Below are 11,060 nucleotides of genomic sequence, written 5' to 3'. Positions count from 1 at the left end.
TTAATTTTTATTATTTGGTCATTCTTAATCGTTCAATGTGAATCGATAAATAACCAAGTTCTTCATTTGGTACTTGATAATGAAAATTTCTCATTAATAAGACTTGTACTTTTTTTGAGATTTCATAGCTTTCAGCATACTTTTTCTTTACGACTTCCAAAATTTCTTCATCTAAAACAGCGTATTGATTTTGTTGGAAGCGATGAATAAACAAACGTAAATGATTCACCAAACGTGAATAACTGAGACTATTTTTATCATCATGAATATCAATAGCCAATTCCTGCTCGATTAAATGAATAATTTCAGAAACGATTGTAACTTCACGGATACTTTTACTATTATCAGTACGCCCGCTGCGAGCACTATGGATATGAATCGCAATATACCCCGCTTCATCATAACTAAATGGAATCTCTAAGGTTTGTGTTAAATATTCTACAGCCCATTGAGCAATAGCAAATTCTTCACTATATAAAATCTCAATTTCACTTAAAAGCTTGTTCCGAACAATAATATTATTTTGAATATTTTCAGCTGCAAAAGCAATGTGATCACTCAACCCAATATTAATATGTTCATTCAACTTTTCACCCAATACCGTTTCAGCATGTTGGATAATTTCTTCACTCGCTAAAAAGTATTTGTCTTCAATTTGTGATAGCAGTACTTGAAGTTTTTTCAGTCCTTCTGGCTCCATCACAAACATCCGCTCCACCAATTGTCGAGATAAGACATCATTTTTAATCTTATTAAACCCGACGCCTTTACCGACAGCTACTTTCTCCTGTCCTTCGTCAAGAACAAGTACAGCATTTTGATTCAGCACCTTTTTAATTTTCATAAATGACCCTCTTCTGCAGAAGTAATTCTAACATCTTCAGTGAAAACAACAAAAAAAGCATAGAACAATCCCGTTAAACATGTTGCGTAACCATTGTACACCACATTGTATTACGAAATTCTTCCATGCCTAGTATTATCTAGTCACATGAAAACGCTATTCATTTGTTAACAGTGCTTATTCTAACGAGTATCATTATTTTTGTCAACCTTTTTCAATTATTTTTTTATTAATTGTTGACTATTAACAAAAAAGAAGCTCTTATCGGGAAAAAAGTACCTTCAGCTAAAGGTACTTTTGTTCACTAATTTATTCTTTATAGGCATACTTATATGTGCTCGTTGCACCGAAGTTATGATACTGAATGCCTTTGACACCTGGTTGTATAAGCTGACTACGGGCCTCTTGGTATAAAGGAATTAAAGCGGCATCTTCTTCCACCAATACTTTTTCAGCTTTAATTAATGTTTGCCAACGAGTTTCAGGATCATTTGCGTATTTAGTTGTTGCTTCTTCAATTAGTTGATCAAACGTTGGGCTAGAATAGTTCATACGGTTACCACTAACTGAGCTTTCTAAGAAAGTCATTGGATCCTGATAATCGGGTCCCCACATGCCAACAGACAATTCATAATCCCCTTTTCTCATTAATTCAATCGCATTATTTAAAGGAACTGTTTTGACATTAATAGTGAGACCTGGCAACGTTTCTTGTAACTGGCCTTGGATAAATTCAGCAACTTTTCGGTCACTATCACCATCTCTTGAAAGAAGTTCAATGGCTACATCTCCGTTTAGCTCTGCTTTTGCTTTGTCTAAATACTCTTTGGCTTTTTTGGCGTCTGTTTTGACAAGGGCGCCTGCTTCTTGACGAAAATCTTCATTCGTTTCTGGGTTATATACAAATTTTTCTGGAATGTACCCATAAATTTCTTTTGAACCATCTGCTAAAATATTATCGACTAAACTTTTTTTATCCAAAGCATAAGCTAAAGCTTTGCGGACACTCTCATTTGCAAAAATGGATGGTTTTTCGTTTCTTTTTTGGTTTAAACGTAAGGAATAGACTTTTGACCGTTCGATTGCTTCATAGTCTGGGTTGTCTCGATTTTGTTTAGCAAAATCTCCTGTTAAGACAGCCACATCTAATTCACCTGATTCGTACAAATTATAAACGGTATTGGTTTCTTTAAGAACTTCAAAATGAATCGTTTCTGATTTTACTTTTTCTTTATCGTAATAGTCGGGATTACGCACAAAATCCCACGACATCGCTGACTGATCCCAATTTTTCATTAAAAATGGACCATTAGATACAATCATTTCACTAGAAGTGCCATAGGCTTGTCCTTTTTCTTTCACGAATGCTTCGTTTTGTGGGAAAAATGGAGAAAATGCCAATAATGACGTAAAATACGGTACAGGCTTTTCCAAAGTAACCTCCAAAGTATAATCATCAAGCGCTTTGACACCCAATTCCTCTGGTGCTTTTTCCTCTTTTGTAATAGCTGTTCCGTTCAGAATCGTTCCTTCTAACAAGAAAAAGTAATTGGCTTGGTTTTTGGGATTCGCTAATTTACGCCAAGCAAAAACAAAATCATTGGCTGTTACAGCATCACCATTGGACCACTTACCATCTTCTCTTAGTTTAATGGTATATCGTTTGCCATCTTCAGAAATTTCAGGCATCTCTTTAGCGGCAGCTGGTATTAGTTGATCTTTTTCATCCAATTGATATAACCCTTCAAAGACATTGGACTGTGCGTTAATACTGGCTTCATCTTGTGTAAAAATAGAATCCATTGAACCGATTTCCGAGTTCTCCATTAAATTTAAAACTTTTTTCGAGACACTGGTTTTCTCAGTTGCTTTCTCGTCTCTTTTTGTTTCTGCTGTTGTGCCACAACCTACCAAGACCGTACTAACAAATAACATAATCCCCATCATTTTTAACTTTTTCATACTATTCCCCCTATGTGTCAATCAAACGGCAACTCTTCCATGGAAAGCCGTTCTTGCGAAACTATCAAGCATGCGTAGGGCAAGCCCTCATTTTCGTACTCAAATTCTCCCCGCTGGTTGTCAATTGGGTCTGCACGCAATTGCATTTTTGCCGGCTGAAAGTCTGCCTGGATCTCACTATTTGCGACCATTCTAAAAACATCTAAATTGCCGAAATAATGATTCCACCGCTGTCTATCCCCGTCTCGGTAAGCACCTCCGCCAAAAGATAAATCCGCAAAGAGCCAGCCGTACGGTTCTATATAAAATTGTGCCCAATCATGACAGCCTGTATAATGTGTAGAAACATATAATCCCGATTGCCATTTGGCTGGTATCCCTGCAATCCGACAAAGCGTGATAAACAAAACCGCTTGCACGCCGCAGTCTCCTTTTAAATTAGTTGCAGCATACTCTGAAATATTGGAAATTGTAAAATATTCACGCATGAAAGAATAATGAATCTTTGTCGTCACAAAGTCATAAATCAAGCGTGCCTTTTTTAAGGGATTACTTTCATCGCCCACAATCTCATCTGCTAAATTTCTTAAATAAGGCGTGAATCGAATATGCGGTAACTGTTCCTCTAAATCAAAGCTTGGTTGCATTTTGTCTACGTTATTTTCTTCTAACTGTTGGTAAACCATCCGATTAACATAACAATATTCAACTGTAAACGTTTGATTTTCTTTTAAGATTGTTTCAAAACACAGTGTTCGTTGAGGCGCATCTTCTGCCGCAATATAGGTTGCTTCAGGTGACGTAGCTAGGATTTCAATTTCTGATTGTTGTTGACACGCTTTGGGCAGCGGCAAATGGACACGAACACGCTCACCTGGACGCTCAAATTCTTTTTTCACCTGAATGGTGGCTTTAATTGTTGTTCTCACTTTTCTACCACCGTTTTTTTGCATTTGTTCGATGTTCTCTTTTAGTTCTTTTTTGCGGAGAATTTCTAATTGATTGCTTTCTGCTTCCCGCAAACGTGCAACATATGCCGCATTTGTTTTAATTAAATTGGCCAAAAATCGAAGTTGGAAATACGGTTCACCATCAATATAAACCCAGTCCACTAATCCCGTTTCTTTTAAACGAATTAATTCCTCTGTTTGATAATCCTGAAAAGTATCTCTCATCATTTGATCAGCTTTTGCAAAGCTATGAGGATACTCATTCATACGCATCATTTTAATGACATCTTTTTCAATTATCAAACGTTCTTTTAATGCCTGCGGAAGTTCTTTTGTCAACCAAAAATCAATGGCAATATCCGCACTTGCAAAATCGCCAAATTCTTTCACCCTTTGAATTTCCTCAGGCAAAGGAACACTAAGATACTTTAAATCATACTTCATTTACTTTACTCCTTTTTTAATGAGAAATGCCTAATCCAGCTGCTTCTCCTAATTCCAATAATGGTTTTGCTTCTAAGGATACGCCCCCAGTTACGGGCGCAGTTTCTAAACCGAATGTCGCATCTAAATCTGCTCGTGTGATATTCTTTTGAGCAGCAGCTAAATGGGCAGCAGCCGTGATGCCAATGGTTGTTTCTTCCGCCATACAACCAATCATGCATTCGATGCCTGCTGTTTCACAAATCTGATTAATTTTCAGCGCTTCATGAATGCCGCCACACTTCATTAATTTTATATTGATAACATCGACTGTGCCTTTTTTAACTAATTCCAACGCATCTTGAGCATCAAAACAGCTTTCATCAGCCATAATTGTCGTATTAACTTGTGAAGTAACGTATTTTAGACCTTCTAAATCGCGTCTTTTAACTGGCTGTTCCACTAATTCAATTTGATAATCTGCTAATGCTTGAATCGCTTTAACTGCATCTTTGGGCGTCCAAGCCTGATTCGCATCTAAGCGGAGCTTGATATCAAAGCCAACTGCTTCACGAATCGCTTTTACTCTTGCGATATCAGCTTCAATTCCTGTTCCGACTTTAATTTTTAATGTATCAAAACCTAGTTTGACTTTTTCGACGGCTTTTTGTGCCATCACATTTGGTTCATCAATACCTAGTGTAATATCCGTTATTACTTGGTTATCATAGCCGCCTAACAATTGATAAAGAGGCAGTTGAGCTTTCTGACCCATCAAATCATAACAAGCAATATCGATTGCTGCTTTTGCCGCTGGAGCGAAAGCAGATATTTTATCCATCACTTCATGAATTTTCTCAATATTAAAGGGGTTTAAGCCAATGATTGCTTGGCCAAATAATTCGATCGTTTCAAGCGTGCCAGCCAACGTTTCACCGGTAATAAAAATGCCTGGCCCTCCTTCTCCATATCCAACTAATCCCTCTTCTGTTTCAATTTCCACAATTGCACTATCCGCTGATTCTATCGTCCCCAAAGCGATCGTAAATGTTTCTTTCAGTTTAATTTTCGATGCCCTAACATGTACCTGCTTAATTTTCATAAAATCCTCCCTTTGATATTTCCAATTGACTGAAAATTCAGTTTTTTAAAAATATCCAAAAATTAAATTTAGATTGTTATCGATCATTCTAAACTCATTGTTTTCTAATGTCAATAAAATAATGAGATTTAGATTAAAATAAAATGAATTTCGAATTTTATGAGCTTTTTTAATAAATCAGTAAATTCCATGACATGTGAGATACTTCTCATTTACAAACATTCTTAAAAAAGGTATGATAGTAAAGAGGCAACTTGCAAAGGAGTAGAAGACGAATGAGTGAACAACCTCAACAACGTTCAACCGAAGAAGTTGAAGCAATTAAAGAAGATATTTTAACTGCATTAGAAACAGTGATTGACCCTGAATTAGGCATCGATATTGTTAATTTAGGACTAATTTATGAAGTTGAATTTGCAGAAGAAACTGGTGATACTGTCATCAAAATGACCTTAACCACAATGGGTTGTCCGTTAGCAGATGTTTTAACAGAACAAATCCATGGTGTTTTAAAAGATATTCCTGAAGTGAATAATATCGAAGTAAAATTAGTCTGGTACCCTGCTTGGACAACGGATAAAATGAGCCGTTACGCACGAATTGCTTTGGGTATTCGCTAGTTATTTCGAGACTAATGATAAAAAACATATGAAAGAACCGATTGGTCCGTTCTTTCATATGTTTTTTTGTTTGTTTAATTTACTTATTTGAAAAAAACTACCTGATGCCATCAATACTTGGCTTTTTCCAAATTTTTGCTACTGGATGGAAGTCTAATAAAAACTGTAGCTGCGTTCCACCGAAGCCTGACGCTCCAGCAAACATGATATGAAAAGTGAGCCCTCTATCCATAATCAGATACCCTGTATCCAGCACGCCATTTCTTTCATAAAACTGATAACGTTTTTCTCTTTGGGCTTCATTCGCTGCATTTTTGCCAATTTCTTCACTCTCTAAAAGAACCCCCTTAGGATAACGTGTCTTCAATAACGCTAACACGGTTGAGCCTAATCGTTTGTTTCGGTGGTGCTGATCAATTGCAAAGAAAAAGACATAGGTTGCTTCAGGTGCAATTTGACTATTTAACAAAATCCCCACGTTCTCATCCGCCTCTTGAATAACAAACAAATGAAATTTTCCTTCTTGAGAAGACGTCAATAATTGACCAAACGGCAGTCTCTCTTCTTCTGGAAAAGCTTCTATGTAGGTTGCTTCCCAATAGGCTTGATTTTCTTGATTTAATAATGTGAATTGCATAAAAGCTCCTTTCTAAAATGATTGCTTCGTACTAATAACTTTTGTTACTTACATAAGACCTAAAAGTTATTTAAACATGCGACTGGTTAGCCCTATACGCAATTATTTTTTGATACTAATCTAGTAGTTTAATCGTTCTCTGTTCCTGAGTCAATAAAAGAGCACACGATTCGAGACTTTCAACGTTTAGTGAAAAGTCGATTCTTATTTCATTACAACCGATTCACTATTCGCTGCCCTCTTTTTTCTATTCGTTGATTTACTTGAACTAAATATTCATTTATCTCCTCTATATTCTGAGGTAAGATAAACGAGTCTTTTTTCAAATGATTTTTCCATAGCGCTACTGGTTGATACTGTTCATTTAAAAATGGTTGCATCTCATACGTATGAACGTAGCTTTCCCATGAATGAAATGAAGCTAAAAATATCGAAAGTTGTTCTAAAGAATAATCCCAATAATCTTTAAACGATAAGCTTCTTCCGCTGTTAAATCCTAGTGGAACTACTGTAATGTTTCCAATTGAATGGGTAAGTTCGGCAAAACGCTTTAATTGTGGGTCCTGATGAACTCGCTCAAATTTAGTAAAATTGTCGAGAAGGAATTCATTCCATGTATATTTTTTTGGTACAGGATTTGGTAAATAGTCAGGAAAAACTTGGTCAAAATAAGTTAAATATCGGTCCGAAATCACAGCCGATGTCCCGGAATCATGAGGCGGATACTTGCTATTTACTGCAAGCAAATTCTGTTCAGAAGGTTTTTCTAAATAGCTTTCTTGATTTTCCCCAATTACTTCCGCTGGTCTAAAGAAATCGGGATAAACAAGTTGTAACATAATTTTATACGTTGTCCAAAATGAGTTCATAATATCTTTGTGCACGGTCGCCTTCCCAGTTAACTTTAAAAAAACATCCTCCACAACCTCGTACTTTTCAATATGGACATTCGATGTTCTAGCTTTTAAAATATTTTTAACCGGCTGCTGGTGGTCATACTCTTGACCCAAAAGCAACTTCTTTAAATCATCTTTCGCTGAAATTGTCTTAACTGTAATTTCCGCCACTTTGAATAACTCCCATCCTACGATTTTCTCTATATTCTTTTATATTATTATACTAGAAAAACGCTCCCTCCTTCCCTTTTTTAATCAACAAATCAGCAATTAGAAAACACCAACGAAACAGAAGTGCAACACTAGCATGCGAAAAAATGCGATCGGCAACTTATTTTTTAGACACTCTGTGTGTTTCGTATAGTCGAGGCTGGTTGCGTGTATTTTTTTCAAGAAAATTGAGAACAGCTATGGTATAGTCAAAACTACGATTATTTCAAACACGGAGCGACAGTTTATGGAAATGTACCAAGTAATTAGATATTTTTTAAATGAAATGGAGAAAAAGATTTGGCATGCCTTGTTAACATTAGTACTTTTTTGTCTTTATATTTCCATTTTTGATGTGCCTTTTACAATTAAAAATACATTCATCGGCAGACTACTTTTCCCGAAAGCTTTTATGAATGCAGGAAGTGCGAATCTGATTTTTTATTTGATTAGTTTTTTTGGTTTTTTATGGTCAATTTTCATTTTTGCTTATCTATTGAATAAGACACGCCTCAAATTATTAAATAAAACATTTCCTTATCTTTTGGAAATATTAGAAGTCTGTATTTTGCCTTTAGTGATTCTTTTTGCTTACATTTATATTTATTTGCGGGTCCATGGCGAAGGTTTCAGCTATATACGAGAATCTCTTTTACAGCAAGAGTTAACTTATTCAATGAAATGGTTTCTTTGCCTTGGTAGTTTGGCGCCGTTATTTTTCTTTTTAAGCACTTTAAATTTAACTAAACGAGTCAGACAAAAAAAAGACATGGAATCATGAAAATCCATGTCTTTTTTAGTCGGATATTGTTTTTACCGCAGGACAGTTTTCTTCCAAAAATTCAAAAATACTACTGTAATAATTTTCAGGTTCGTAGACACTTGAAGATAAATGTGGTGCTTTAGCAACAATGAGACCTTTTTTTATCCCCTGAGTTGCCGCTAAATTTTCTTCAAACATTGTCATTGGAACAAAGCGATCACCTGTACCGTGAATAAAGAATGTGGGCAACGTATTTTTGTGTAATTGTCTCACGGAAGAAGCAGTTTTCAATTGAAAGCCATAGTTATTTAATGCTAATTGATTAGCAATCGTTAAAATAGGAAAAGCGGGTAAATGAAAAGATTCATGTAGGACATATTTAAATTCATCATAAACAGAAGCATAGCCACAATCCACTATTAATCCGCGGACATTCGTTGGTAACTTTTCACCACTTGCCATCATGACAGTAGCCGCTCCCATGGAACCGCCCACTAAAATAATTTCTGCTTCCATATCAATGGCAAGAACTTCACTAAGCCAACTTAATAAATCTAACCGATCCAGCCATCCCATCCCAATTTTATTCCCTGAACTTTTCCCGTGCGCACGCAAATCGGGAACTAAAACATTGTAGCCTTCTTCTGCAAAACGTAATGCAGTATATGCCATATCGCGTTTTCCGTTTGAACGATAACCATGCACACAAATCGCCCAACGATGGTTATCTGGATAAGGAATAAAGCACCGTGCATACAATGTTTCATCTTTAATTTTCAACCAACGATCTTCAGCAAAAGACTCTGTCCAAAAAGCTTCGCCTTCTTGTTTTTGTTGTTCTTCTATTTTTGTATATCTTGTTTCACGTTCTTGAAAATTATCAGGATTTAATAACCGATGCCCTTTTTTATGATACCAAGGGTTGTCTTTAAGCAACGCAATTTTCAAAAAATAATTGGCAATGTAAAAAGAAAAAACAACGCCAATTATTGCAAAAATGATCAGTAACCCGAGGAGCCATTTCATCTGCAAATCACACCCTCTTCTAAAGTATTTCCTTCTTCATTTAATATACTATGGATTTTTCATTTCTGAAAGAAATCACCCTTACATTTTGTTATTTTTTGAAAAAAAGCAGCCGTCTCAAAAAGAGGCGGCTACTTTTAATCTATCAACAATCCAACGTTGTCATATCTTCATATGTCTCACGGCGAGCAACTAATTTTGCTTGTCCATCTTCGACAAAAACCACCGCTGGTCGAGGATTTCGGTTGTAATTACTTGCCATTGAATAACCGTAAGCCCCCGTACTACTGATGGCCAATAAATCCCCTGCTTTAACTTCTGGCAATAAAATATCTCGAAGTAAGACATCGCCTGATTCGCAATATTTACCAACCACTGTGACTTTCTTGACTGAATCATGCCCATCACGATTCGCTAGAAAACCATCATAAACTGCTTGATACAAAGCAGGCCGTATATTATCACCCATGCCACCATCTACGGAAACAAAATGACGAACACCAGGAACCTCTTTTTGCGCGCCAACTGTATATATCGTTGTGCCCGCTTCGGCAATTAAACTGCGGCCTGGTTCAATCCAAAGCTCAGGCAGTGGATACCCTAATTGTTCACAATGACCTTTCAAGGAATAAACAATTTTTTCAACAAATGTTGCTGGTGCTAATGGCTCATCTTGTTGCGTGTACTGCACACCAAAACCACCACCCATATTTAAAACACGTGCTGTAAATTGATGGACTTGCCGCCAGTCTTCTAAAATAGTGAACATTTTTTCAACAGCAGCTAAAAAGCCTTCCACAGCAAAAATTTGCGAGCCAATATGGCAATGGACCCCTTGCACATCAAAAGAGGGATTTGATAAAAGGCGAACGAGCGCTTCTGTTGCTTGGCCACTTGCAACATCAAAACCAAATTTTGAATCTTCTTGGCCTGTCAAAATGTAATCATGTGTTTCTGCATCCACGCCAGGACTCACCCGAAAAAGAACTTTTTGTGTTTGGTTTCGTGTAGCTAATAATTCTTCCAACAAGTCAATTTCGTAAAAATTATCAATGACAATTGTACCTATTTTGTTATCCAAAGCATAACGTAATTCTTCAGGGATTTTATTATTTCCATGGAACTCAATTTCCGCTGGCTCCATGCCCCCTTTTAAAGCTGTGAATAGTTCTCCACCAGAGACAACATCACAAGCAATATCTTCTTCCTTTAACACTTGATAAATAGCTAAACAACTAAATGCTTTACTTGCATAAACCACTTTATTTTTGATACCTAATTGATTTAACGTTTGTTTAAAACCACGTGCTTGTGCGCGAATATGAGCGACATCATAGACAAATAACGGCGTCCCGAATTTTTGCGCCAACTTTACGGTGTCACAACCACCGATTTCTAAATGACTTTCCCGATTCATTTTTGCTGTACCAAATAACATGTTTTCCCGCCCCTTCATTTTGTTTTATTAAAAATCATAGCATAAAACCCAGTAGCTTCCTATAATTTTCCACATTTTTCTCTGACTTTCTCCTGTTGCTTTTTTTCGCCAAATAGCCTACAATAATTGGCATACGAATAAAAAACCTTTATTATCAAGACTTTAATCTTTTAAATAAAAATTGGTATA

At 36.3% G+C, this 11,060-nt stretch carries 10 protein-coding genes; 2 read left to right on the top strand and 8 right to left on the bottom strand.

Translation table 11 applies throughout. The annotated features are described in order from the left end of the window. Nucleotides 1-10: 10 nt before the first annotated feature. The 4 genes from IGJ37_RS06075 to IGJ37_RS06060 form a co-directional block, all read right to left on the bottom strand. The gene (locus IGJ37_RS06075; RefSeq protein WP_126264728.1) at nt 11-844 is read right to left on the bottom strand and encodes a PRD domain-containing protein; all 834 of its coding nucleotides are present in this window, start codon (nt 842-844) and stop codon (nt 11-13) included. 309 nt (nt 845-1,153) lie between these two features. Continuing rightward, the gene (locus IGJ37_RS06070; protein WP_325814793.1) at nt 1,154-2,806 is read right to left on the bottom strand and encodes a peptide ABC transporter substrate-binding protein; all 1,653 of its coding nucleotides are present in this window, start codon (nt 2,804-2,806) and stop codon (nt 1,154-1,156) included. 17 nt (nt 2,807-2,823) lie between these two features. Further along, complete coding sequence (locus IGJ37_RS06065) at nt 2,824-4,200, bottom strand: transglutaminase-like domain-containing protein (RefSeq protein ID WP_002363924.1); 1,377 nt, start codon at nt 4,198-4,200, stop codon at nt 2,824-2,826. 16 nt (nt 4,201-4,216) lie between these two features. Beyond that, on the bottom strand, nt 4,217-5,281 hold the full coding sequence (locus IGJ37_RS06060; RefSeq protein WP_002382304.1) for a dipeptide epimerase: 1,065 nt from the start codon (nt 5,279-5,281) through the stop codon (nt 4,217-4,219). Nucleotides 5,282-5,556: 275 nt separating this feature from the next. On the opposite strand from IGJ37_RS06060, the gene IGJ37_RS06055 reads away from it, so the two are divergent. Continuing rightward, nucleotides 5,557-5,901: a metal-sulfur cluster assembly factor gene (locus IGJ37_RS06055; RefSeq protein ID WP_002357660.1), complete on the top strand. Its 345-nt coding sequence runs from the start codon at nt 5,557-5,559 to the stop codon at nt 5,899-5,901. 97 nt (nt 5,902-5,998) lie between these two features. Here IGJ37_RS06055 and IGJ37_RS06050 read toward each other — a convergent pair whose 3' ends face one another. Next, nucleotides 5,999-6,538, bottom strand: a complete 540-nt coding sequence (locus IGJ37_RS06050) for a GNAT family N-acetyltransferase (protein ID WP_430598993.1) — start codon at nt 6,536-6,538, stop codon at nt 5,999-6,001. A 212-nt stretch (nt 6,539-6,750) separates the two neighbouring features. Then, nucleotides 6,751-7,605, bottom strand: a complete 855-nt coding sequence (locus IGJ37_RS06045) for a hypothetical protein (protein ID WP_173963525.1) — start codon at nt 7,603-7,605, stop codon at nt 6,751-6,753. A gap of 286 nt (nt 7,606-7,891) precedes the next feature. On the opposite strand from IGJ37_RS06045, the gene IGJ37_RS06040 reads away from it, so the two are divergent. Beyond that, nucleotides 7,892-8,425 (top strand): hypothetical protein, encoded by a 534-nt coding sequence (locus IGJ37_RS06040; RefSeq protein WP_002360384.1) that lies wholly within the window; start codon nt 7,892-7,894, stop codon nt 8,423-8,425. Nucleotides 8,426-8,440: 15 nt separating this feature from the next. Here the strand turns inward: IGJ37_RS06040 and IGJ37_RS06035 are convergent, their stop codons facing one another. After that, nucleotides 8,441-9,433 (bottom strand): alpha/beta hydrolase, encoded by a 993-nt coding sequence (locus IGJ37_RS06035; protein ID WP_252671412.1) that lies wholly within the window; start codon nt 9,431-9,433, stop codon nt 8,441-8,443. A gap of 145 nt (nt 9,434-9,578) precedes the next feature. Beyond that, nucleotides 9,579-10,889: a diaminopimelate decarboxylase gene (gene lysA, locus IGJ37_RS06030; protein WP_252671046.1), complete on the bottom strand. Its 1,311-nt coding sequence runs from the start codon at nt 10,887-10,889 to the stop codon at nt 9,579-9,581. Between the last annotated feature and the right edge of the window lie 171 nt (nt 10,890-11,060).

It is taken from the genome of Enterococcus sp. AZ104, assembly GCF_050546705.1.
Classification (GTDB): Bacteria; Bacillota; Bacilli; order Lactobacillales; family Enterococcaceae; genus Enterococcus; species Enterococcus faecalis.
Note: the sequence above shows the minus strand (reverse complement) of the source record. Positions and strands in the feature narration are given on the sequence as shown.